At 65.5% G+C, this 23,844-nt stretch carries 21 protein-coding genes and 1 pseudogene; 12 read left to right on the top strand and 10 right to left on the bottom strand.

The genetic code is table 11. The features are described from left to right. The first annotated feature begins 361 nt into the window (after positions 1-361). On the top strand, positions 362-1,828 hold the full coding sequence (locus AKL29_RS03175; RefSeq protein WP_050382989.1) for a glycerol-3-phosphate dehydrogenase: 1,467 nt from the start codon (positions 362-364) through the stop codon (positions 1,826-1,828). Positions 1,829-2,053: 225 nt separating this feature from the next. Here the strand turns inward: AKL29_RS03175 and AKL29_RS03170 are convergent, their stop codons facing one another. Beyond that, on the bottom strand, positions 2,054-3,283 hold the full coding sequence (locus tag AKL29_RS03170) for a tetratricopeptide repeat protein (RefSeq protein WP_082190457.1): 1,230 nt from the start codon (positions 3,281-3,283) through the stop codon (positions 2,054-2,056). Positions 3,284-3,507: 224 nt separating this feature from the next. Between AKL29_RS03170 and AKL29_RS03165 the strand changes: the two genes are divergently transcribed. Genes AKL29_RS03165 through AKL29_RS03155 form a run of 3 tightly spaced genes read left to right on the top strand, consistent with a single transcriptional unit; the run spans position 3,508 to position 6,406 of the window. Next, the gene (locus tag AKL29_RS03165) at positions 3,508-4,680 is read left to right on the top strand and encodes an ABC transporter ATP-binding protein (protein ID WP_028336007.1); all 1,173 of its coding nucleotides are present in this window, start codon (positions 3,508-3,510) and stop codon (positions 4,678-4,680) included. After that, positions 4,677-5,591, top strand: coding sequence for an ABC transporter permease (locus tag AKL29_RS03160; RefSeq protein ID WP_050382986.1), 915 nt, complete (start codon positions 4,677-4,679; stop codon positions 5,589-5,591). Before AKL29_RS03165 ends, AKL29_RS03160 begins: the two co-directional genes overlap by 4 nt. Further along, entirely contained in the window at positions 5,591-6,406 is an 816-nt protein-coding gene (locus tag AKL29_RS03155) for an ABC transporter permease (RefSeq protein ID WP_050382984.1), read from the top strand. Before AKL29_RS03160 ends, AKL29_RS03155 begins: the two co-directional genes overlap by 1 nt. Before the next feature lie 60 nt (positions 6,407-6,466). Here AKL29_RS03155 and AKL29_RS03150 read toward each other — a convergent pair whose 3' ends face one another. The 4 genes from AKL29_RS03150 to AKL29_RS03135 all read right to left on the bottom strand — a co-directional run bounded on the left by AKL29_RS03150 (position 6,467) and on the right by AKL29_RS03135 (position 11,894). Next, complete coding sequence (locus AKL29_RS03150) at positions 6,467-7,318, bottom strand: carbohydrate ABC transporter permease (RefSeq protein WP_050382982.1); 852 nt, start codon at positions 7,316-7,318, stop codon at positions 6,467-6,469. Beyond that, the gene (locus tag AKL29_RS03145; protein ID WP_028336011.1) at positions 7,315-8,184 is read right to left on the bottom strand and encodes a carbohydrate ABC transporter permease; all 870 of its coding nucleotides are present in this window, start codon (positions 8,182-8,184) and stop codon (positions 7,315-7,317) included. Before AKL29_RS03145 ends, AKL29_RS03150 begins: the two co-directional genes overlap by 4 nt. A gap of 199 nt (positions 8,185-8,383) precedes the next feature. Next, positions 8,384-9,769 (bottom strand): ABC transporter substrate-binding protein, encoded by a 1,386-nt coding sequence (locus AKL29_RS03140; protein ID WP_050383053.1) that lies wholly within the window; start codon positions 9,767-9,769, stop codon positions 8,384-8,386. Positions 9,770-9,929: 160 nt separating this feature from the next. After that, on the bottom strand, positions 9,930-11,894 hold the full coding sequence (locus tag AKL29_RS03135; RefSeq protein WP_028336013.1) for an AsmA family protein: 1,965 nt from the start codon (positions 11,892-11,894) through the stop codon (positions 9,930-9,932). Positions 11,895-12,136: 242 nt separating this feature from the next. On the opposite strand from AKL29_RS03135, the gene AKL29_RS03130 reads away from it, so the two are divergent. The 6 genes from AKL29_RS03130 (at position 12,137) to AKL29_RS03105 (ending at position 17,142) form a co-directional block, all read left to right on the top strand. Continuing rightward, complete coding sequence (locus AKL29_RS03130; RefSeq protein WP_028336014.1) at positions 12,137-12,844, top strand: CoA transferase subunit A; 708 nt, start codon at positions 12,137-12,139, stop codon at positions 12,842-12,844. A 24-nt stretch (positions 12,845-12,868) separates the two neighbouring features. After that, entirely contained in the window at positions 12,869-13,519 is a 651-nt protein-coding gene (locus AKL29_RS03125; RefSeq protein WP_028336015.1) for a 3-oxoacid CoA-transferase subunit B, read from the top strand. A 1-nt stretch (position 13,520) separates the two neighbouring features. After that, a complete protein-coding gene (locus AKL29_RS03120; protein ID WP_050382979.1) occupies positions 13,521-14,165 on the top strand; it encodes an N-acetyltransferase in 645 nt (214 codons plus the stop codon). 340 nt (positions 14,166-14,505) lie between these two features. Further along, positions 14,506-15,513, top strand: a complete 1,008-nt coding sequence (locus AKL29_RS03115) for a GlxA family transcriptional regulator (protein ID WP_050382977.1) — start codon at positions 14,506-14,508, stop codon at positions 15,511-15,513. Positions 15,514-15,617: 104 nt separating this feature from the next. Beyond that, positions 15,618-16,145: a tautomerase family protein gene (locus tag AKL29_RS03110; RefSeq protein WP_028336018.1), complete on the top strand. Its 528-nt coding sequence runs from the start codon at positions 15,618-15,620 to the stop codon at positions 16,143-16,145. A 13-nt stretch (positions 16,146-16,158) separates the two neighbouring features. Continuing rightward, positions 16,159-17,142, top strand: a complete 984-nt coding sequence (locus AKL29_RS03105) for a carbon-nitrogen hydrolase family protein (protein WP_050382975.1) — start codon at positions 16,159-16,161, stop codon at positions 17,140-17,142. A gap of 59 nt (positions 17,143-17,201) precedes the next feature. Here the strand turns inward: AKL29_RS03105 and AKL29_RS03100 are convergent. The 3 genes and pseudogenes from AKL29_RS03100 to AKL29_RS03090 all read right to left on the bottom strand — a co-directional run bounded on the left by AKL29_RS03100 (position 17,202) and on the right by AKL29_RS03090 (position 20,796). Beyond that, positions 17,202-18,538: pseudogene (locus AKL29_RS03100) on the bottom strand (MFS transporter). A gap of 78 nt (positions 18,539-18,616) precedes the next feature. Then, on the bottom strand, positions 18,617-20,146 hold the full coding sequence (locus AKL29_RS03095; RefSeq protein WP_050382974.1) for an aldehyde dehydrogenase: 1,530 nt from the start codon (positions 20,144-20,146) through the stop codon (positions 18,617-18,619). Next, positions 20,143-20,796: a GntR family transcriptional regulator gene (locus tag AKL29_RS03090; RefSeq protein ID WP_080667160.1), complete on the bottom strand. Its 654-nt coding sequence runs from the start codon at positions 20,794-20,796 to the stop codon at positions 20,143-20,145. The genes AKL29_RS03095 and AKL29_RS03090 overlap by 4 nt, the downstream gene beginning before the upstream one ends. Before the next feature lie 155 nt (positions 20,797-20,951). Here AKL29_RS03090 and AKL29_RS03085 point away from each other — a divergent pair, with 155 nt between their 5' ends. After that, the gene (locus AKL29_RS03085; RefSeq protein WP_050382972.1) at positions 20,952-21,746 is read left to right on the top strand and encodes an alpha/beta fold hydrolase; all 795 of its coding nucleotides are present in this window, start codon (positions 20,952-20,954) and stop codon (positions 21,744-21,746) included. 131 nt (positions 21,747-21,877) lie between these two features. Continuing rightward, positions 21,878-22,363, top strand: a complete 486-nt coding sequence (locus AKL29_RS03080) for a Crp/Fnr family transcriptional regulator (RefSeq protein WP_050382970.1) — start codon at positions 21,878-21,880, stop codon at positions 22,361-22,363. Here the strand turns inward: AKL29_RS03080 and AKL29_RS03075 are convergent. Continuing rightward, the gene (locus AKL29_RS03075; protein WP_050382968.1) at positions 22,302-23,129 is read right to left on the bottom strand and encodes a metallophosphoesterase family protein; all 828 of its coding nucleotides are present in this window, start codon (positions 23,127-23,129) and stop codon (positions 22,302-22,304) included. The two genes, AKL29_RS03080 and AKL29_RS03075, sit on opposite strands and share 62 nt — an antisense overlap. Before the next feature lie 162 nt (positions 23,130-23,291). Next, positions 23,292-23,844, bottom strand: a 553-nt coding sequence (locus AKL29_RS44350; RefSeq protein WP_244481719.1) for a sensor histidine kinase, incomplete at its 5' end; no start/stop codon positions are given.

Below are 23,844 nucleotides of genomic sequence, written 5' to 3'. Positions count from 1 at the left end.
GATTCAACCTAATCTCATCGCGCTTTAGCGCGTGATGGAGTCAGATTGGATAGCCGTCGCGAAGACGGTGTGCCTCTCCCGCTTGCGGGGCCGTCGCAGGAGGAGCGCTGCCAAAATATCGAAAACAACCCCATGCAAAGTAGCCGGCGGCCGGCGTTCGAGCAGGCTACTTGACACGTCGGGCAACTCAGGGGCATTATTCCAATATTCCGAAATCGTGCAAGCGTACGCTCGCCCCCGGCAAGCGGGAAGGTGCGTGTGCCGTGATTCACCCAGACATCATGTAGTTCAGCGCCGCGCCTTGACGCATTTTCGTGCGAACCCGTCTTTTGTTCGTATGAAAATGCGATAGGCGTTGCGCATGGCGGACTACGACGTCGCGATCATCGGCGGTGGCCTGAACGGCACGAGCATTGCCCGTGATGCTGCCGGCCGCGGCCTGCGCGTGATCCTGCTGGAGCAGGGCGATCTCGGTTCCGGCGCATCGCAGGCTTCGCCGCGGCTGGTCCATGGCGATCTGGCCGGGCTGGAACGGCGGGAGTTCTTCCGCGTCCGCAGGGCGCTGAGGGAACGCGACGTGTTGCTGCGCATCGCGCCGCATCTGGTGCGGCCGGTGCGCTTCGTGATCCCGGCGCATGCCGAGGAGCGGCCGCCGTGGCAGTTGCGGTCGTTGCTGCTGCTCTACGAACGGCTGACTTCGCGCAGCGGTCTGCCGCGCTCGGCGACGCTCGATGTCACCCACCATCCGGTCGGCAATGCGCTGAAGCGGCCGTTCGGAACCGCGTTCGAATATTCCGACTGCGTCGTCGACGATTCCCGGCTCGTCGTGCTCACCGCCGTCGATGCCGCAGCGCGCGGCGCCGATATCCGCACCGGCGCGCGCGTAACCCGCGCCGAGCGCGGCGAGACCTGGCGGCTGGTCGCGATCGACCGCGGCTACCGGCGGGTGATCACGGCGCGGGCGCTGGTCAACGCGACCGGCGCGTGGACCGCCTCGGTCGCCGACATCGTGCTGCGGGTGCCCGCGCCAGAGCTTGCGACCGTGCAGATCAGCCAGATCGTGGTGCGCCGCCTGTTCGACTGCGACAACGTCTATGTCTTTCAGAACCCTGACGGCCGGTTGATCTTCGCCAGTCCCTACGAGCGCGACTTCACCCTGATCGGCAGCGTCAGTCATCCGTTCAAGGGCGATCCGGCGGTTGTCGCAATTGATGTGCGCGAGGAGGCCTATCTCTGCGACGCCGCCAATCGCTACTTTCGCGAACAGATCGCCCCGGTGGATGTGCTGCGGACCGTCTCCGGTGCCAATTCCGTGGTCGTTCCCGCGCGCCGGCACATGAGAGATGGCGCAGCGCTGCTCGACGTCAGGCGCGGCAAGGCGCCGCTGCTCACGATCTTCGGCGGCGACGTCACCACCGCGCGGCGCCGCGCCGAGCGGGCAGTGTCGGAGTTCACGCGGTTTTATCCGATGACGCCGCGCTGGACCGCAACGGCGCCGCTGCCGGGCGGCGAGTTCGCCTGGCAGCGGTTCGAGACCGAGGTCGATATCGCCCGCGACCGCTGGCGCTTCCTCGGCGAGGCGCAGGCGCGGCGGCTGGTGGCTGCCTATGGGCTGAATGTGAAGGACATTTTGGGCGACGCCAAAGAGAAGGCCGATCTTGGCCCGGCGTTCGGACCCGAACTGACCGGCGCCGAGGTGCGCTACCTCATGCGCAAGGAATGGGCGCGGTTTCCCGACGATATCCTGTGGCGCCGCTCCAAGCTCGGGCTGACCATGCCGCAAGCCGATCGCGACGCGCTTGCGGCGTTCATGGCGAAGATGGACTAAGCGCAGCTCTCAAACCTCCCCTTGCAAGGGGGAGGTCGCTTTGCTCGCAGAGCAAAGCGGGTGGGGATCTGCTCTCTCCGCACGCACCGTCGCATGCGGCCGACCCCCATCCCGACCTTCCCCCTTTCAGGGGGAAGGAGAAGAGCCCTCGGTGGGCGCGACAACGTGGTCCGGATGGAGCGCATCCGGGAACGGTGACGAGGCAGTTACCAACCGCAACGGCGGCTATTGCCGGGAAGCCTCCTGTGACCAGGCGAGGTCGCGCCGGGACGGACGGCGATGCAGCCGCTCCGAGATCAGGCTCGTTGCCTGCCGACCCTGGCCGGCGCGCAGGCATGCGACGATGAACGTGTCCTCCCACAATTCACGTTGCGCATGGCTGCCGCCGATCCGCACCAGTTCACGCATCAGCGGCGCAAAGATGCGCACGGCGTCGTCGTGATCGCCGGCGGCGAACGCCGCGATGCCGCGACCGAGCCCGATCGCCGCGGGGCCGGGCGCCAGCCTGCCGTCGGCGTCGCGCACCGCCATCTCGACCAGCCGCGCCTCGAGCGCGCCGCTGTCGGTCGTGGCTGCGACCAGCGCGTGGTGCACATCGGCGAAATGCGCGCCGGCTTTCGGAAAGTAGCCGTCGCCATAGGCGGCGACATCCTTCCAGTGCTGCTCGAGACCGGTCTTGCCGGCGACCGTCAGCCGCCACAGCAGCGAGGCCGTGTCGGTGTAGATATTGAGCGGCGGATAGGGCCGGCCCGCCGGCTTGATGTGCTGCTCGTAAATGTCGAGTGCGCTGTCGGCGTCGCCTTCCTCGATCGCGATCAAGGCGAGGTGCCAGGCGAGATGGCCCTGCAGGAAGCTGGTGCGATCATTCGCCGGCAGCCAGGCGGAGAGGAAGCTGCGGCCTTCCGCCGCGTCGCCCTGCTCGAACAGCGCATGCGCGACGGCGTGCGCGGCTCCGGCGTTCTCCGGCTTCAGCGCATAGCCGCGCTCGGTGATGGCGCGGCCGGACACGACATCGCCGGCCTCGGTCTTCGACCAGCCGAGATAGGTGAGGAACCACCAATCGTCGCCATAGTCGCCGGCGTAACGCTCGCAGACGGCAAGCCGCGCGGCGTCATGATCGGGCCGGCCGGAGAAGGCGTAGAGGCCGAAGGCGCCGAGCAGCAGCGACAGCACCTGCGCATCGCGCGGATATTCGTTGAGATGCCGTTCGGCTTCCGTCATCGCCTTCTTGCCCTGGCCCTCGATCACGGACGCGATGATCTCGATGTGCTGGCGCTCGCGCGGGCTTGCGGCTGCGGCCAGCTGCCGTGCATCGGCCGCCTTGGCGCGGGCCTTGGCGCCTTCCATGTTGAGCTGGTGCACGCGGGCACGGCCGATATGGGCCAATGCGAAATCGGGGTCCTCGGCGATCGCCGCCTCGAACGCCGCATCGGCGCCGTGCAGCGCCGCCAGCATGCGATCGACGCCGTCGACATAATAGGCGGCGGCGCGGTCCGAGCTCGTCGTCAGCGGCAGGCCGTAGCGGTCGTGAATCATCGGTTGCCTTCCCGGATTTGGCTGCGAAGTCTAGCAGAGGCGTCGACGCCGACAATATTGCGGGAGATGTCCGTGAGGCGGTTGAGCCGGTGGCGATCCACCGCTAGCTTGCCGCAAGAATCGGACCTTACGGGGAATCGGGGCTGACGGACGTGACATCGGGCGAAGCGAGTGCGGAGGCGGCAAGGCCGTTGCCTGAACCGGCCGTCCCGGACATGCCGCTGCTGCGGATCGAGGGTGTCGCCAAGTCGTTCGGCAATTTCCGCGCGGTCGACAAGCTCTCGCTTGATATCCGCGCCGGCGAATTCTTCGCGCTGCTCGGCCCGAGCGGCTGCGGCAAGACCACGCTGCTGCGCATGCTCGCCGGTTTCGAGACGCCGGACGAGGGCCGCATCCTGCTTGGCGGCAGCGACATCGCGCAGGTGCTGCCGCATGAGCGGCCCGTCAACATGATGTTCCAGAACTACGCGCTGTTCCCGCATCTGTCGGTGCGCGACAACATCGCCTTCGGGCTGAAGCGCGCCGGCATGGCGCGCCGCGACATCGCAGGGCGCGTCGCCGAGATGGTGGCGCTCGTCAAGCTCGAGGGGATGGAGAAGCGCAAGCCCGACCAGCTCTCCGGCGGACAGCGGCAGCGCGTCGCGCTGGCGCGCTCGCTGGCGCGGCGCCCGCAGGTGCTGCTGCTCGACGAGCCGCTCGCCGCGCTCGACAAGAAACTGCGCGAGAGCACGCAAGGAGAGCTGATGGAGCTGCAGCGCCGGCTCGGCATGACCTTCATCATCGTCACCCACGATCAGGAGGAGGCGATGACGATGGCCGGCCGCATCGGGGTGATGGATGCCGGCCGTCTGGTTCAGGTCGCCACCCCGCGCAATCTCTACGAGGCGCCGGCCTCGCGCTGGATCGCCGAGTTCGTCGGCGACATCAATCTGTTCAACGGCGAGGTCACGTCCCGCGAGAATGGGCGCCTGACGGTCGCGACGCCTGATGCGGGCAGGCTGGCGGTCAGCGAGCTGTGGCCACCGGTGACCAGGCAGGTCGTTGCCGTCGCGATCCGCCCCGAGAAGGTGAAGCTGTCACGCCGCGCGCCGGCGACGGACGGGGGCGCGTCGCAGGCGATCAACCGGCTGGAGGGCGTCGTCACCGACGTCAACTATCTCGGCGGCGTGACGAGCTACCGGGTGAAGCTGGAGACGGGCGCGGTGGTGCGCGCGTCGATGGCCAACACCGCGCGGCTCGATGTCGATGCCTATCTCGCCGGCCAGCGCGTGGTGGCATGGTTCACCGCCGACGATTGCCTGGTGCTCGAACAATGAGCGCGCGCCGCATCTTCGCCCGGCCGGCGCGGTTTGCCGCGATCGCGCCCTATCTGTGGATGGTGCTGTTCTTCCTGGTGCCGTTCGGCTTCGTGCTGAAGATCAGCCTGTCGCAGACCGCGATCGCGCAGCCGCCCTATACGCCGGTGTTCGATTTCACCGAAGGCCGCGCGGCGCTGGCCGCGGCGTTCGCGCAATTGTCGTTCGACAATTTCCGCCTGCTGATATCAGATAATCTCTACATCCTGTCCTATCTGCGCAGCCTCGTCGTTGCGGTGACCGCGACGCTGATCCTGCTCCTGATCGGTTATCCCATTGCCTACGGCATGGCGCGGTTGCCGCAGCGTTGGCAGGGCGTGGCGATGATGCTGGTCATCGTGCCGTTCTGGACCTCGTTCCTGATCCGCATCTATGCCTGGATCAACATCCTGCAGCATGACGGCCTGCTCAACCAGGTTCTGCTGGCGCTGCATATCGTGTCCGCGCCGGTGGTCTGGCTGTCGACCGACAGCGCGATGTATCTCGGCATCGTGTATTCCTACCTGCCGTTCATGATCCTGCCGCTCTATGCGACGCTCTCCAGGATGGACGCGTCGCTGCTGGAGGCCGCGGGCGATCTCGGCGCCTCGCCGTTGCAGGCGTTCTGGCTGGTGACATTCCCGCTGTCGCTGCCCGGCGTCGGCGCCGGCGCGCTGCTCTGCTTCATTCCGATTGTCGGCGAGTTCGTGATCCCCGATCTGCTCGCCGGTTCCAACTCGCTGATGATCGGGCAGACGCTGTGGCTCGAGTTCTTCACCAACAAGGACTGGCCGGTCGCATCGGCCGCAGCGGTCGCCCTGTTGCTGCTGCTGGTGCCGCCGCTCGTACTCTACGACCGCCTGCAGCGGCGTCAGCTCGAGGCGAACAGCTGATGGCGCGCACCGTCACCAGGCTCACCCGCTTCAACATGACGTCGCTGGCGCTTGGGCTGGCGTTCCTTTATCTGCCGATCGTCATCCTCGTGATCTACTCGTTCAACGCCTCGCGGCTGGTGACGGTGTGGGGCGGCTGGTCGCTGCGCTGGTACCGCGAGTTCTTCAACGACCGCGCCATGCTCGATGCGGCCTGGATGAGCCTGTCGGTCGCCGCGGCGTCGGCGACGCTGGCGACACTGCTCGGCACGCTGGCGGCAGTCGGGCTGGCGCGCGGCGAGCGATTCCGGGGGCGGGCGCTGTTCTCCGGCATGCTGTATTCGCCGCTGGTCATGCCCGAGGTGATCTCCGGCCTGTCGCTGCTGCTCCTGTTCGTGGCGCTGAATGCCGAGCGCGGGTTCTGGACGGTGACGATCGCCCACACCACGCTGACGATGTGCTTCGTCACCGTCGTGGTGCAGTCGCGCCTCTCCACGCTCGACCGCAGCCTGGAAGAGGCCGCGATGGACCTCGGCTGCGATCCGGTGCGGGCGTTCCTCCTGGTGACGCTGCCGCTCATCGTGCCGGCGATCGTGGCGGGGTGGATGCTGGCCTTCACGCTGTCGCTCGACGATGTCGTGATCGCAAGCTTCACCACCGGGCCGGGCTCGGCGACGCTGCCGATCCGGATCTACTCGGAAGTGCGGCTCGGCGTGAAGCCCGAGATCAACGCGATCTGCACGCTGGTGATCGCGCTGATCGCCGTGATCATCGTGATCGCCTCGTTCGCCTCGAAACTGTCGAGCGCGCGCGGCGAGAGCGGCGCGGCGCTCTAGTTCTGACGCGTTTTCTTCACGCGAACCGGCGTCCACTTCGCTCGAAAACGCTTTGAACAGCTACGACTTGACGGCGCCTGCGGTCAGCCCGCCGACCATGTAGCGCTTGAAGGCGTAATAGACCGCGGCCGGCGGCAGCGCGTAGATGAAGCCCGTGGTCATCAGAAGCTCCCACGGCGAGTCGTCGGCGGCGAGGAAGTTGCCGAGGGCGACCGGCAGCGTGATGTCGGTGTCCTTCGACAGCAGCAGGAACGCGTAGAGATATTCGTTCCACGCGAGCAGGATCGCATAGGTGCCGACCGCGACCAGCGACGGCATCATCAACGGCACATAGACCAGGCGGAACAGCTGCAGCGTGGTGGCGCCGTCCATCGTCGCGGCTTCATCTAGCTCGACCGGCAGCTTGTCTGAGGCCTGTTTCAGCACCCAGATCGCGTAGGGCGCCGCGATCGTCACCATCGCCAGGATCAGCGACCAGTGATTGTTCAAGAGGCCATAGGTGCCCATGGTGCGGTACATCGGCACGGCGAGGAATGCCGCCGGGATGAAATAGGTGAACAGCGCCATGTTCATGACGGCGCGGCCGCCCGGCACCCGCAGCCGCGAGATCGAGAACGCGGCGGCGGTGGCGACGAACAGCGTCAGCGCGCCGACCGCCAGCGCAATCACGGTCGAATTCCAGAACTGGATCCAGAAGTCGCGCAGGAAGTAATGCTGCTGGTGGAACACGATCGAGAAATTGTGCAGCGTCGGATGCGTCGGCCACAGCTTGCCGGTGAACGCATCCTCCTTCGGCGAGATCGCGAACACGAACATGTGGTAGATCGGAATCATGGTCCAGATGAAGACCGGGATGCCGATCAGGAGCAGCTTGGCCTCGGTGCCGACTTCGCGGAGGGTGGGCAGCTTCATCGCGACAACCGTTTCATCATGAAATAGACCAGCGGCAGCACGAACGGCATGGCGCAGACGATCGAGGCCATCGCCAGCGAGAGCTGGTCGAGCCTGAGATAGCGGATGCCGAGCGTCGACAGCACATGGGTGAGGTCGGCCGGCCCGCCGCCGGTGAGCAAGTAGACGCTGTTGAAATCGCCCAGCGTCCAGATCATCGAGAGCAGCGTGCAGGTGATGTAGAGCGTCTGCATCGACGGCCAGGTGATGTAGCGGAATTTCTGCCACCAATTGGCGCCGTCGACGTCGGAGGCCTCGTACAGATCGTGCGAGATGGCGAGCCGTCCGGTCAGCAGGATCAGCGTCCAGAACGGCAGCGACTTCCAGATGTGGACACCGATCGCCATTGCGAGCGCGACCGCCGGATCGTTCAGCCAGTTCGGGCCGTCATCGCCGGTGAACTTGAAGATCAGCTGGTTGACCACGCCCCATTCGGGATTGAGCATGAAGCGCACCGACAGGATGGTCGGGATCGACGGCACCGCCCAGGGCAGGATGAAGATGACGGACAGCCATCTGATCCAGGGCCGCTGCTGGGCGAAGAAGCCGGACAGGAACAGCGCGATCAGCATCTTGATGTTGATGCCGATGACCAGGAAGATCAGCGTGTTGACCGCCGCGCGCGCGAAGATCGGGTCGTGATAGAGCGCGACATAGCTCGACGGATGGCGCGCCAGCCACAGGCCGTAGCCGACCGGATAGACCACGAAGGCGAGGAAGACGAGCAGATAGGGCGCGAGCAGCGCAATGCCCCAGACCTGCGGCGGCGACAGCCGCGCCGACAGTGGCGGCGAGGGGGCATCGGATGCGGAGAGTGTGATCGCCATTCGGTTACTCGATGTCGCCTACGTCGTCGTCCCGGCGAAGGCCGGGACCCATAACCACCAGCTTTCGTTGTTGCACGAAAGCCGGTGACCAATATCATTCAAAACGACCGCCGCGGCGTATGGGTCCCTGCTCCGTGCGCAACTGCGCACTCGGCAGGGACGACAAAGCATACGCTCGCGGCGACCATCATCGGTTGCCTTACCCTGCGACCTGCTTGATGCGGGCGATCAGTTCGTCGACGGCCTTGTCCACCGGCACCTTCTCGCTGACGACGCGGTTCATGGCCTTGGCCCAGACGTTCTCGTTGTTCAGGATGGTGAACTTCCAGTTCTTGGTAAAGTCGAACGGCGCGGTGCCGCCGGTGAACTGATTCCACACCGCCTTGCGATGCCGGTCAGCCTGCCAGAACGGGCTCGCCTGGCTCGCCTTGGTCACCGGGAACCAGCGGCCGAGCGCGCCCTCGACATAGGGCCGCACATTGTCTTCCTGCATCAGGAACGCGATGAACTGCTTGCCTTCCGCCTTGTTCTTGGCGTTGGCGAAGATCAGCCCGGTCTTGACGTCGGAGCGGTACTTGATGGTCGAGCCGTCCGGCGCCTTCGGGAAGGACGCGGTGATGATGTCGTGCTCATAGGCCTGCTTGCCGGCGGCGCGCTGCGCGTCGGTCAGCGCCGGGTTGGTGGAATCCTCGAACCACTTCGCCGCGATCGAGATCGTGAAATTGTGGGTCATCACGATCGTCTTGTTGTGGAAGGCGACGTTGTTGTCCGGATCCTTCCAGGTCGTCGAGGAGGGCGGCGTGCAGCCCTTGATGTAGGTGTCGGTGTAGTCCTTCAGCGCGTGGATCAATCCGTCGCGGACCTTGGGATCGTCGACCAGCAGCTTGCCGTCGTCGTCGACCAGCTTGACGTGGTAGGCGTCCATGAAGGTGTAGAACGACTGGAACGAGTCGGTGGATTCCACGCCCATTGGCTGGCCGACGCCGTAGATGCGCTGGCCGGTCGCCTTGCGGATCGCCGGCTGCACCTTGTCGCACCAGAACGACCAGTAATCCTCCCACTTGGTCGGGATGTCGGCGGCCTTGAAGCCGGCCTTCTCCAGCATGTCGCCCCAGATCTGGACGTGCATGCTCTGCTGCTTCAGCGGGAAGCCGTAATAGGACTTCTTCTTGGTGACGTCGTTGTAAAGCAGCGCGGCTTCCAGCGTGTTCGGCGCGAAGGCGTCCTTCATCGGCAGCATGATGTCCGAGAGGTCTTCGAGCTTGCCCTCGAAGGCCCACTTGCCCTGGGCCTGCACATCGTAGGTGTCCGAATAGGCGACGTCGGGCACGGTGCCGGAATCGAGCGCGGCGACCGTCTTCGGAATCATGTCCTGGATCGCGTATTGCGACAGTTCGACCTTGATGCCGGTCTTGGCTTCGAATTTCTTGATCGTCTCGAGCAGCGCGTCGTCTTCGGATTTGTAAAATCCCTTGCCCCACCAGACGGTGATCGTCTTGCCCTGGGCGAGAGCGGGTGCAGTTGCGGCGAACAGGCCGACCGCGGCGACCGCAATTGATAGCGCACCGATAACCTTGGATCTCACGTTGTTCTCCCTCATGAGGCCGGCTTTTTAACCGGTTGGAGAAAACACTAGCGCATGCCCGTGACCCGATAAAGATGTCGCGCCGCCGACTTGTGTAGGTGTTTGCGGCGAGCGCGTGGATCGGTCCCGGTGCATCGATGCGCAAAGTGAATGGATTCGATCAGTTCGACTTCGCATTCTCGGCCGACGCCGCCGGTGCGTTGCCGGGCGCGCCTGCCGCGGCATCGGGCGCCGCCGCGGGCCGCGCGGCTCCGCCGGTGAAGCGCTCGATCACCGAGCGCACCGCATCGCGGGTCTTGCGATCCTTCACCGCATCGAGCAGCGGAGCGGAGGCCGGCGAACGGCGGATCAGGCTTTCCGGATCGGGGAAGATCAGCGGATCGTCCCACGGCCCCTGGATCACGAAGGGCAGATCGAAACCGTTGCCGCCGGCCGATGCCGAGGTCAGGCTGGCGACGCCCTTGAGATCGTATTCGCGCGACGGCACCGAAGCCGTGCCGGTCAGCGTGATCTTCGCCGTGGGGCTTTCGACATGAATGTCGTCAGCGGTCGCGACGCCATCGGCGAATTTCACCGAGATGCTGAGATTGTCGTAGGGCGTCGAACCGGAGCGGAAATTGCCGCCGCCGGACAGCGGCCGCTTCTCCAGCCGCTTCAACAGCTGCTCGACATTGAAGCCCGCGATCGCGCCGTCATGCCCGTTCAGTGTCGCGGTGCCGTCGAGCGACGACGCGAGCCCGAACGGGCTCGAGCCCGAGGCCGTCAGCGAGACGTTGAGGTTGCCGCGGCCGGACAGCTTGTTGATGCCGAACAATTCGCTGGCGCAGGCCTGCAGATCGACATCGGTGAACTGGAATTGCGCCCTGACGTCGGCGACCGCATCCGAGCGCGCGATCGCGAACGAGCCCTTGGCGATGCCGCCATACATCTGCGCCTCGCCGACGCTGAGCGCCAGCGCGCCGCCGCGCAGATTGGCGCCGAACGCGGTGCGGCCGAGCTTGGACGGGCCGACCGTCACCTTGGCCGCCGACAGGCGCATGTCGAGATCGGTCGACGACAGCGAGGACAGGTCGAACAGCTGCCTGTTCCAGTCGCGCTGGCCGCTGGCCAGCAGGCGGAATGTCGAGATGTAAGGCGTGAAATCGAGATTGCCGGCGGCAAGCGTCGCCTGCAGCGTCTGCCGGCCGTTATTGGCGTAGGTCATCACGCCCTCGGCGACGTTGCCGTCGAGCTCGACATTGACATTGGTGAGCGCGACCGAGCCGCCGACCACATTGGCCCGGGCCTTCAGCGCGAAGCGGCCGAAGCCGCCACCGCCGCCGGGCGGGGCCTGTCCCATCCAGCGCAACGCGTTGCGCAGCGACGGGCTGTCCATGGTGGCGACGCCTTCCATCATCAGGCTGGTGCGATTGGCGACGGTTCCGTCGAAAGCAACCTTCAGCGGCGCGCTGGCGAGCCGTGCCTTCAGGCCGGAGCGGTCGCCCGACAACAGCGCGACGAAGTCGCTGGCGCTGATCGAGCCGTCGACGCGTTCGCCGCGCCAGTCGAACTGGCCGGTTGCGGCAAAGGAGCGCGAGATCGAGGGCCAGGCCAGCGACAGGTCGATATCGCCGAGCTGCTCGGAGATGTTGTTGGTGCCGTCCTGGTAGTTCAGTTCGCCGTCCTGGATCCGGATTTCGGAGAACGACACCTGATTCTCGGCGCCGGGCGTCATCGCCTTGGCGATGGTCTCGACGAACGGCGTCCAGTTGCTCTCGCCGGCGCCGTCGCGGACCACATGGATATGCGGACGGAGCATCATGACGTCGGCAATCTCGAACCGCCGCAGCAACAGCGGCAGCAGGCGCAGATTGGCGGTCAGCACGTCGACCTGCAGGGCGGGACCGATGGTATCGGCGCCCTTCAGCCCGACATTATGAAAGGAGACGTAGCTGCCCGGAAAAACCGAGACGTCGATCGGGCCGTTGACGACGAGCTCGAGCCCGGTCACGGCGCGAATCTGCGCCTCTACCGCGCGCTGCAGCGCGTCCCGGTTGAGGAACCACGACGTTCCGACCAGCCCGACCAGCGCCAGGCCGAAAAGCGCCGCGATCGGCATCCCCAGGCGCTTAATTCCTTGGGCCATCGTCAATGACATATCCGGGTCGGGTTGAATTTTGTCGGGTCGTCGTCGAACACAGCGGGCTCTCGCCGGAGGCCCCTGCCAACCCACGCAACTTGAAGGGTTTTCTTGTCGCTTTCAAGGCCATGTTGCTGCCGCCGGCCGCCGCCCGTCGCCGCACCGGGCCGTGATTGACGCATTGCGAAGATTTCGCCTAATAATCCGCTTTGCCACAGCCGTTCCGCCCTCCATCAGGTATTCGCTGCATGAACAAAGTTTATCCCGACGCCAAATCGGCACTCGATGGTCTCCTCAAGGACGGCATGATGATCATGTCGGGCGGCTTCGGCCTCTGCGGCATCGCCGAGACCCTGTCCGACGCCATCCGCGAGTCCGGCGTCAAGGGCCTCACCGTCGTCTCCAACAATGCCGGCGTCGACGGCATCGGCCTCAGCCGGCTGCTGGAGACCCGCCAAATCAAGAAGATGATCTCGTCCTATGTCGGCGAGAACAAGCTGTTCGCCCAGCAGTATCTCGCCGGCGAGCTCGAGCTCGAGTTCAACCCGCAGGGCACGCTGGCCGAGCGCATCCGCGCCGGCGGCGCCGGAATCCCGGCCTTCTACACCAAGACCGGCGTCGGCACGCTGATCGCCGAGGGCAAGGAAGTGAAGGAATTCGACGGCGAGAAGTACATCATGGAGCGCGGCCTGTTCGCCGACGTCGCCATCGTCCATGCCTGGAAGGGCGACACCGCCGGCAACCTGGTCTACCGCAAGACCGCGCGCAACTTTAATCCGATGATGGCCACCGCCGCGAAGGTCACCGTCGCCGAGGTCGAGCACCTGGTGCCGGCCGGCGAGATCGACCCGGACCACATCCACACACCCGGCATCTTCGTCAAGCGCATCATCGAGGTCGGGACCGGCAAGAAGCGGATCGAGTTCCGCAACACCCGTCCGCGGCCTGCCGCTTAAAACACACTTCCTCAGGAGAGCCTCATGGCCTGGACCCGTGAACAGATGGCCGCCCGCGCTGCCAAGGAGTTGCGCGACGGCTATTACGTCAATCTCGGCATCGGCATTCCGACGCTGGTCTCGAACTACATTCCCGACGGCATCGACGTCAGCCTGCAGAGCGAGAACGGCATGCTCGGCATGGGCCCGTTCCCCTTTGAGGACGAGGTCGACGCCGACCTGATCAACGCCGGCAAGCAGACGGTGAGCGAGCTGCCCTCGACCAGCTATTTCTCGTCGGCCGATTCCTTCGGCATGGTGCGCGGCGGCCATATCGATCTGTCGATCCTCGGCGCCATGCAGGTGGCGCAGAACGGCGACCTCGCCAACTGGATGATCCCCGGCAAGATGGTGAAGGGCATGGGCGGCGCCATGGACCTCGTCGCCGGCGTCAAGCGCGTCGTGGTCGTGATGGAGCATTCCGCCAAGGACGGCCCCAAGCTGCTCAAGCAGTGCAACCTGCCGCTGACCGGCGAGCGCGTGGTCGACATGGTCGTCACCGATCTTGCGGTGTTCACCATCGACAAGCACGGCAAGGACGGCATGGCGCTGATCGAGCTCGCCGACGGCGTCACGCTCGACGAGGTCAAGGCCAAGACCGAGGCCGAATTCCGCGTCGCGCTGAAGAACACCTGAGATGATCGGTGCGGGACGATCCTCGATCCGTCCCGCACGATCCGATGACGCCGGCTTCATCGCCCGCACCGTTCTGGCCGCGCAGCGCGGCCCGTTGCCGCGCGGCTGGTTTGACATCGCGCTCGACCAAGGCGAGGCGGAATGCTTGGCGTTCATGACACGGCTCGCCGTGGCGCGGGTGAAGTCATGGTATCACGTCGCCCATTTCCTGATTGCTGAAGTCGATGGCGTGCCGGCCGCCGCGCTGTGCGCGATGCCGGCATCCGGAACCGTCGTCGCGGCACGTGCGGCGATCGAGGAAGTCGCGGCAGAGACCGGCATGGACGCCGATGCCATTGTCGCGCGCGGCGGTTATGCCCGTAACTGCTGGGTGCAAGGCGGCGAGGGCGACTGGCTGATCGAGCATGTCGCCCGACTAGCGTCCCATCGCAGCGGCGGTCTGGTGCAGGACCTGATCTGCCGCGCACTCGCCGACGGCAAGGCGGCCGGTTACACGCAGGCATCGATCTCGTTCCTGATCGGCAACGACGCCGCCGAACGTTGCTACGCCAAGGCCGGCTTCGCCTTCGCCGAAGAGAAGCGCGACGCCGCCTTCGAAGCACTGACCGGCGCGCCGGGCTTTCGCAGATTTGCGCGGGCGATGTGAGTTATTCGCACCAAATGCTGCCGCATATGCACCCGTCGTCCCGGCGGAGGCCGGGACCCATACGCCGCAGCGGATGTTGTGGATGGGATTCGTCGTTCCAGCATCGCTTACCAATGACCAGCTGTGGTTATGGGTCCCGGCCTTCGCCGGGACGACGCTGAGGGTAGTTCTCGCTTCAAATATCGCACAACGCGGTGTCATCACCCGCGCATGCTGGTGATCCAGTATTCCAGAGACGCTGATGCTTGAACCGAGAGGCCGCGACGTACCGGATCGCGCTTGTCCGGTCGTCCATGCAATGGCAGAATTGCACCATATTGTGCAAAATCGGACAGGGACCATGCCACTTATCCGGATCTGGGTCTATGACGGCATCCTCGCTTCGGGCGTGGCGGGGATCGTCGACGTGTTCACCGCCGCCAATTCGGTGACGGCGCGGCAGCCGCGACGTCGCAACGGCAAGCCGTCACAGCTGCGGTGGCGCGTCGAATCATTGAATGGCCGGCCGGTCCACACGGCGTCAGGCCAGGTCATCGGCGTCGATGGGCCGATCGGTGCGCGGTCTTCGGCAGACGCGGTGGTGATCCCCGGGCCGTTCGTCGGCGATATCGAACGTTTCTTCGAGCGGCTCGATACCGTCGAGCCGCTGCTCGCGGCGCTGCGCCGGCAGCACGAGCGCGGTACCCTGCTGGCGTCCTATTGCACCGGCAGCTTCATCCTCGCCGAGGCCGGCCTGCTCGACGGCAGGGTTGCGACCACCCATTGGGCGAAGGGACGGACATTCGCGATGCGCTACCCGGCGGTCGATCTGCGCGTCGCCGAGATCCTCACCGAGCAGAACCGCATTGTCTGCTCGGGCGCGGTGACCACCTCGCTCAATCTCGCGCTTCGACTGGTCGAGAAGTTCGCCGGTGCCGACGTGGCTGCGGAGACCGGCAAGCTGATGCTGATCGACAGCAACCGCGTCTCGCAGGCACCCTATGTCAGCCGCATGTCCGACACGCAGCACTCCGACGCGCTGGTGGCGCGGGCGCAGAGCATGATGGAGAAGTCGCTGCAACAGGGCTTCAGTCTCGCCAAACTGGCCCGCGACCTTTCGGTCAGCGAGCGGACGTTGAACCGCCGCTTCAAGCTGGCGGTCGGCGAGGCGCCCCTGCAATATCTACAAGCGCTGCGGGTGGATGTCGCCAAGCGTCTGATCGAAACCACGCGGCTGAAGCTCGACGCGGTCAGCGCGCGCGTCGGCTACAACGATCTGTCGACCTTCCGCCGGCTGTTCAAGCGCGAGACCGGGCTCTCGCCACGCGAATACCAGCGCCGGTTCGTGCGCAGGGCCTCCGCCGCCTGAGAACGCCGTGTCCGAATTTGCCCTGAAAATGGCGATACTGCCACTGCTGCCGGGAGCACGCCGCGGATAGACCTCGTCCCCGTCAACAACAGGAGGTCGCCTCAATGCCGATGATCGACGTGACAATTCCCGAAGGAGCCCTGAAGCCGGAAGCGGAAGCGCGGCTCATCAAGGAGCTCGGCGATATCCTGATCGGCCACGAGGGATTCGATCCGGCGAACAAGGTTGCGCAAGGCGTCACCGTTGTCTTCCTGCATCGGCCGGCCGCAGTTTATGTGGCGGGCCGGCCATCGCCGTCGCCACGATTTCGCATCGTCCCGACGGTCCCCGAGGGGCAGTACACCGAAGCCTCGCGCGCGGCCTTGGTGAGGGACGTGACCGACGCCGTGGTGCGCGCTGCCGGCGGTTCGTTCGAGGATGTGGCGGCGCAGGTATGGGTGTTTCCGACCGAGATCCCCGACGGCCAGTGGGGCAGCCGTGGCGTCATTCGTCCGCTGCCGGACATCCAGGCCTTCATCGCCGGCGAGCACGAGCGCAAGGTCGGCGAGGCGCGTCTGGCGCGACGGCGGCGCGTCAAGGCGCTGGAGCTGCTTGCGGGCGCACTCGACGCTGTCCGCAAGGGCGTCGACTGACGCGAGCACAGCCATGACATCCGACACGCATTTCAGGCTCGCGGCGATCCAGGCCGCCGCGGTGCCATTCGATCGCGACGCCTCGGTGGAGAAGGCCTGCCACCTGATCGGCGAGGCGGGTGCCATGGGCGCGACGATCGCCGCCTTCGGCGAAACCTGGCTGCCCGGCTATCCCTTCTTCTGTCACGCGCCGACCGGGCCGAGCACGTTTCGCGCGATGGCCGAATATCTCGATAACGCGGTCGAGATTCCCTCGCCCGCGACCGACCGGCTCTGCGCCGCCGCCGAGGCCGCCGGACTGGATGTCGTGATCGGCGTCGCCGAACGTGATGCCGTGACCAAGGGCACGGTCTACTGCACGCTGCTGTTCATCGGCCGCGAGGGACGGCTGCTTGGCCGCCATCGCAAGCTGAAGCCCACCTTCAACGAGCGCTCGGTGTGGGCCGATGGCGACGCGGCGGGGCTGCGCGTGCATGAGCGGCCCTATGGCCGGATCAGCGGCCTCAACTGCTGGGAGCACAACACCATGCTGCCCGGCTATGCGCTGGCCGCGCAGGGAACGCAGATCCACGTCGCGGCGTGGCCGGGGCGGGAGCCTGCGGTGGCGCCACCGTCGCCGACGCCGCTGTGGCCGCGGCAGTTGTTGCTGTCGCGCGCGTTCGCCTCGCAAGCCGGCTGCTACGTCATCGCGGTCGGCGGCATGCGCTCGCACGAAATCACGCCGGAACGTTACCGCGAGCTCTCGACGATCGAGTACAGTGGCGACAGCGTCATCATCGACCCGCGCGGCGAGGTCATCGCAGGTCCGGCGCAGGGCGAGACCATCCTGATCGCGGACGGCTCGCGGCAGGCCGTGCTCGCCGCCAAGGCGCTGTGCGATATCGGCGGCCATTATTCGCGCCCCGACCTGCTGCGGTTGATCGTCGATCGCAATCCGCAGGAGCGGGTCATCGACTGCGGCTTCGCCGGGCGAGTCACGCCGGAGATGTGGGAGTGACGCGAACGGCGCGGGTATCCCGCGCCGTCAAAGCTTGTAGCGAGAAAGGTCGCTCCGCCTCACGAAGCTTCCTGCGGAATTGCGGATGGTGATTCCTCGCCCTTGAGCTCCTCGAGGCTGCGGTGCCGCGGCTCGATGCCGAGCGCCCATACGGTGATGATCTGCACGACGAGCAGTCCGATCATCAGGGCCATCACGCCGGCGACGCCGCGCGCTTCGAACAGCATCACGACCAGGAATGGTGTCACGATGGTGGCACCCCGACCGAGCGTGTTGACTATGCCGGATGCCCGCAGCCGCACCTCGGTCGGGAACAGTTCGGGAATATAGATGCCGAACAACAGCGCGACCAAGACATAGATCGGCACGGTCAGCGCGAAGCCGACGGCCGGCAGCAGGAACGGATCCGAGATCATCGGATAGATGACGCCGAGGATGATCGAGATCAGCGATGCGCCGATGATCGTGGGCTTGCGGCCCCAGCGGTCGGCGCGCCAAGCGCCATCAGCAGCGAGTAGCCGAACGAGGTCGCGACGGACAGGCCCTGCTTGATGAAGAACACCGGGAGCCAGGTCACGAAACCGTAGAGCAGCGTATTGATGGTAATCAGGCATACCGCGCCGACGATCATGCGGGACAGCAGCGGCGCAGTGAACAGCGTGGCGAGATCGGGCGACACCGGTGCCGGCGTTGCAGCCGCGGGCGCCGGCAAGGTCTGCCCCTGGGAAGCCTCCTTCTCGATCGCCTGCATCAGCGCCTCGGCCTCGGCGGTGCGTCCCACCGCCTCTAGCCAGCGCGGCGACTCCGGCAGCGACTTGCGCAGGTACCAGACGATCAAGGCGCCGACGCCGCCCAGCACGAACATCGCGCGCCAGCCGAATTGCGGGACGACGACCGATGCGATCAGCAGCGCGATGGGCAGGCCGGTGACGACGCAGACGGCGGTGAAGCCGAGCCACTTGCCGCGGCTCCGGGCCGGCACGAACTCGGTCATCGTGGAATAGCCGACAACATTTTCGGCGCCGAGACCGACGCCCATTACGAAACGGCAGGCAATCAGAAAGGCCATGTTTGGCGCAAAAGCTGCCGCCAGGGACGCGATGCCGAACAGCAGCAAATTGAACTGGTAGATGAAGCGTCGTCCGTAACGGTCGCCGAGGAAGCCGGTGCCGAAAGATCCGAGCATCATGCCGACGAAGGTTGCGGAGATGAACGCGGCGTTTTGGGCGAGCGTCGAGAATCCGGTTTTCAGCGTCACGCCGAGCACGGTGCCGGCGATATAGATGTCGAAACCGTCGAAGAACATTCCGATTCCGATCAGGATCATGATCCGGCGATGGAATGGTCCGATCGGTAGCCGATCGAGGCGGCTCCCGGCATTGACCGATGTCGACATATGCACTCTCCCCTTGACTGTTTCCTCGGTGATGCGGCCCGCCATCTGTGGGCGGTTTGCCGCTTTGCTCGACTGCGGCTAGTTCAACCGGCGCTGGCTGGCCGTGTCGCGGTACCAATCGAATGGCTGTTCGTGGGTCGCGACCATCACGCTCTTGGTGTTGAAATGGTCGTCGAAGCTCTCGGTGCCGCATTCCCGGCCGATGCCGGAATCGTCAACGCCGCCCCAGGGCGAGGCCGGATCGAGCCGGTGGTGATCGTTGATCCAGACGATCCCCGCCTTGACCGCGGCGGCCACGCGATGCGCACGCGCGACGTCGCGGGTGCGAATGGCGGCGGCGAGGCCAAAGGGCGAATCGTTGGCGAGCCGGAGCGCGTCGGCCTCGTCCTTGAAGGGGGTCACCGAGGTGAAGGGGCCGAACACCTCCTCCTGGAAGATCCGCATGTCGGATTTGACGTCGGCGAACACGGTCGGTTCGACGAAATAGCCGTTATCGTGGCCCGCGACCTTTGCGGCCACGCCGCCGGTGAGCAGCCGCGCGCCGTCTTCATGACCATAGCGCGCATAGCTGAGAACGCGGTCGCGCTGGCGTGCCGAGATCACCGGCCCAAGCTGCGTGTTCGGATCGAACGGATCGCCAATGCGGATGGTGCGGGTCTTGACCTGCAGCTTTTTGACGAACTCGTCGTAGATCGAGGCCTGCACGATATGGCGCGACGCGCAAACGCAGGTTTGGCCGGCGCCGATGAAGGCCCCGAACGCGGCATAGTTGACGGCGCGGTCGACGTCGAAATCGTCGAATATCATCACCGGCGTCTTGCCGCCGAGCTCCATGGTCTGGTGCGCGAACACCTTCGCCGCGGCACTGCCCGCGATGCGGCCGGCTTCGGTGCCGCCGGTCAGCACAAGCTTGTTGATGTCGCCATGCTCGGCGAGCATCTTGCCGGCGCTCTGGCCGAGGCCAAGCACGATGTTGAAGACGCCGGGAGGCAGCCCGGCCTCGCTGAAGATCTGGGCGAGCTTCAGTGTCGTCAGCGGCGTGTATTCCGATGGCTTGACCACGGTGACGCATCCGGTCGCCAGCACGACGGCAAGCGACTTGCACAAGATCATGAGCGGGTGATTGAAGGGCGTGCAGTTGGCGACGATTCCGATCGGCGTGCGCAGCGTGTAGTTCAGATACGCGCCTTCGACCGGAATGACGGAATCACGGCGCGACAGCGCGAGTCCGGCGAAGTAGCGGAAGAAATCCGGCAGGCGCGACAGCTGCGCGCGGGTTTCGTTGACCGGACGGCCGTTGTTCAACGTCTCCAGCCGGTACAGCGTGTCGAGATTGGCTTCGAACGCGTCGGCGAGCCTGTTGACGAGCCGGGCGCGCGCCCTCGTGTCCATCCCGCCCCACGCCTTGCCTTCGAATGCAGCGCGAGCGCTCCTCATCGCGTGGTCGATATTCGCGGCGGTCGAATTCGGAATCCGGGCGATGACGTCGCCGGTCGCGGGATTGCGGACGTCGAGCATCTCGCCGTCCCCGGCCTCGACCTCGCGTCCGTCGATGAAGTTGCCGTGGATCTCGACGTCGATCGTCGCAGGCTTCGACGGAATGTTCATGATGACCTCTCTTCGACGATGACGGCGTTGCGCTTGAGTGCCGGCAGCACGCGCTTTTCGGTCGCCGCGATGTGAGCCTTGATGATGCGGGCCGCGGTGCGCGCCTCGCGCTGCTGCATGGCGTCGATCAATGCGACATGCTCGGCCACGAGCTTCGCCGGGTCGTGGCCCTTCAGATTGGAAACGCTGACGCGCACCAGCCGATCGGCCTGGCCGATCAGGTCGCAGAGCGTGGTCGCCATGCGGCGGTTGCCCGACGCGTGCGCCAGCGCCGAGTGGAAGCCGCGATTGTAGGTGATGAAGTCCTCATGGCTGCCGGAGAAGCGGCGGAATTCATCGAGTGATTTCAGGATGCTGTCGGGCGCGCTCTCGATTGCTTCGGCGACGCAGGCCGGCTCGAGCGCAAGGCGGAAGCGCAGCAGATCGCGGGCGTCGGACAGCGAGATCGGATTGACCCGGTAACCCTGGCGGGGCTGCACCGTCACGAGGTGCTCGCGCTCGAGCCGCAGCAGCGCGTCCCGGACTGGCTGGCGGCTGACCGCGTAACGCTCCGCCAGATCCTGCTCTCGTATTTCATCACCAGGAGCAAACTGGCAAGATAAAATATCAGATCGAAGGTTTTCGTAGATATTTTCGCGGAGAAGGATCATTTTCTTGGGTCTCCTGCCTATTAAATTGCAGTCTGTGAAATATCACGTCAAGCTGAAATCCTTGAAATCCCGGTGATTTGATTTATCAATCGTCCGCGGGGGCGCTTCGGAGCCCAAATGCGCGAATTTCGAGCGCGATTTGAAAGAGAGCGACGATGGACAGGCTTTTGGCCAACCGCACAGTCAACGCAGCCCTGTCGGGCGAGGGGCCGCCGCTGGTCCTGTTCCACTCGCTGCTGTCGGATCGCGCGAGCTTCGATGCGATCGTGCCGGAGCTTGCCCGGTCGTTTCGGACCATCGTGCCGGAACTGCCGGGATTCGGTCGGTCGAGCGCGGTTGAGGGCGGCCTTGCCGCGATTGCCGACCGGATGGCGGATGCGGTGCATGATGCGGCCGATGGCACGCCGGCCATCGTGCTCGGCAATGGTTATGGCGGGTTCGTCGCGCTGCAGATGGCGATCCGCCACCCGGCGATCGCGAGCCGGCTGATCCTTGCCGACAGCGGTGCGGCGTTCTCCGAGCCGGGCCGCGAGGCGTTTCGCAACATGGCCAGGGTTTCACGCGAGAAGGGGCTCGCCGCGATCACCGACATTGCAATGCGCCGGCTGTTCGCACCGGATTTCCAGGCACAGCATCCCGCGCTGATGCAGGATCGCCGCGACGCATTCCTGCGCACTGATCTCAACGTGTTCTGCGCGGCCTGTGACGCGCTGGCGAGCCTCGATCTTCGTGCCGAACTACGCAGCGTGACCGTACCGACACTCGTCGTGGTCGGCGAATATGACGAGGCGACGCCGCCGCCGATGTCATACGAATTGGCAGGCGGTCTGCCGAGAGCCAGGCTCAGGGTCATTCCGGGGTGTGCGCATGTCCCGCAACTGCAATCGCCAAAACTGTTCCTCGATACGATCGGCGATTTCCTGGCGGTCAAGCATAACGCGCCCGCCTGAGGCACGCGCAAAGGGCTGGATCGCGCCGCGGGTCACGCGGTGGCATGCCGACAATTTGGGCAGAACGCCCAGCTAATGCCGTTTGACGCGACAGCATCTCTGCCTAGTCTGATCGGAGACGGAGATGAAACATGCGAGCTATCCTTGATCACTGCACCGGCGGTCGCAGGCGCAGCTTGCCGGCGGGCACGGATTTCATCGAGGAGGGCGGCAAGACCGGTCATCTGTTCGTGCTGCTCGAGGGCAAGGTGGAAGTCGTCAAGGGCGACAGTCTGGTCGCCGTCATCGACGAGCCCGGTGCGGTGTTCGGGGAGATGAGTGTGCTGCTCGACCGGGCGCACAGCGCCAAGGTGCGCACGGCCAATGATTGCGTCCTGTACGAGTTCGACGATGCGGCGTCGTTCCTGCGCCAGCAGCCGGCGGTGGCGCTGCTGATCGCGCAGCTGCTGGCGCAACGGCTTCATGTCGCCACGACCTATCTCGCCGACCTGATGCATCAATATGCCGATCACGGCACCCATCTGGCGATGGTCGGCGAGGTGCTGCAGAGCATGATCAACCTGCCGCCGATGCAGGTCGCGCCAGGCTCGGATCGGCAATCCGATCCAAGGATATGAGCCAGTCCGGCGCCTCGCGCACGGGAGCCGCCGGCCGCGACAGCGGCGCCTTGAGGTCTATCATCTGCGCATCGCCGGCCGCGAGCCAGAACGCCTTGTCCTGCGCGAGATCGAGCACGATGTAGACCGGGGGTCGGCCGGGCTGCAGGCCGGTGTTGAACACCCAGGTCGCTCCGATCCGGTCGAACCACGAGCCGCTCTGGATGAACGGCGATTGATGCACATGGCCCGAGATCACCATCGCCGGATGGTGGCGCTCGATCCAGCCGAGCAGCTCGGCGTCGCCGAAGAAGCGCTTGCCGCCCCAGCTGGTCGGCGAATCCGCCGGCGGGGCATGATGGACCCAGACCCAGCGGCGGTGCGGCATCGCGGCTGCGGTGCGAAGCTGCTCGTCGATCCGCGCCTTGACCAGCGGGCCGTCCCACCACGGGCACACCGTGAACAGCGTGTCGCCGATGGCCAGATTGTCGCCGTCGCAGGCGACGCCGAATTCCCTGATGCCGGCGACCCAGCGCGCGATCTTCTCGCCCTCCGGGTTGCGCTCGTCGAGGTCGTGATTGCCCGAGCAGAAAATCACCCGCGTGAGATCGGCGAGCCGCGACAGGTATTTCGTGACGACGACGATCTGGGCGCGGAAATCGACCGCCGAGCCGAGGTTGAGCGCATCGCCGGCGAAGATCACGAGATCGAATTGCGGTGCCGCCGCCAGCAGCCAGTCGAACTGCGGCAATGAGTAATGCAGATCGGCGACGACAAGACAGCGCATCGGTGAAATCCGAATGCCCGGAAAATGGGCGGGGCCGCACGGCAATGAATTCAAACGAGCTAAATGACAGCAAGATCTATGCCGCGCCGCGCGGATCCGACGCGACAGATGTTCGCAGTGTCCTGGAATCGGCCCGCAAGAGCGCGAACGGCAGATCGCTGCTCACGCCCGCGCTGCGGCGTGGGCGAAGGTCACCTCGATCAGCGTGCCGGTGCGGCCGCCGGTCCTGATGTGGAATTTGGCGCGATTGGCTTCGACCAGCGCCTTGGTCAGCGACAGGCTGACGCCGCCGGAGCCGGCCTGATCGGAAGGCGTCGGGGCGCGGAACGGCTCGAGCGCCGCGGCGACCTCGTTGTCGTTGAGGCTCTGCCCGGTGTCGCGCACGCGCAGCATCACCTCGCCGAAATCCGACAGCGCGGTCGAGACGATCACCTGGCCGCCGGCATTGGCGAGATGGATCGAGTTGCCGATCAGGTTCAGCGTGATCTGGCGCAGCGCGCGGGCGTCAGCGACCACAGGCGGCAGCGTGTGGGCCAGCGAGGTGCGGATGATGATGCGCTCGCGGTTGGCCTGCGGCTGCATCACCGCGACGCAGCTCTCCACCATCTCGTTGAGGTTCTGGCTGGCGAAGGCGAGGTCGAGCTTGCCGGTCTCGATCCGCGAGAGGTCGAGCAAATCGTTGACGATCGCGATCACCCGCTCGCCGGAGGCGCGG

The organism is Bradyrhizobium pachyrhizi (assembly GCF_001189245.1).
GTDB lineage: Bacteria > Pseudomonadota > Alphaproteobacteria > Rhizobiales > Xanthobacteraceae > Bradyrhizobium > Bradyrhizobium pachyrhizi.
The sequence above is the reverse complement of the archived record's forward strand: the minus strand, read 5'-3'. Positions and strand labels throughout refer to the sequence as shown.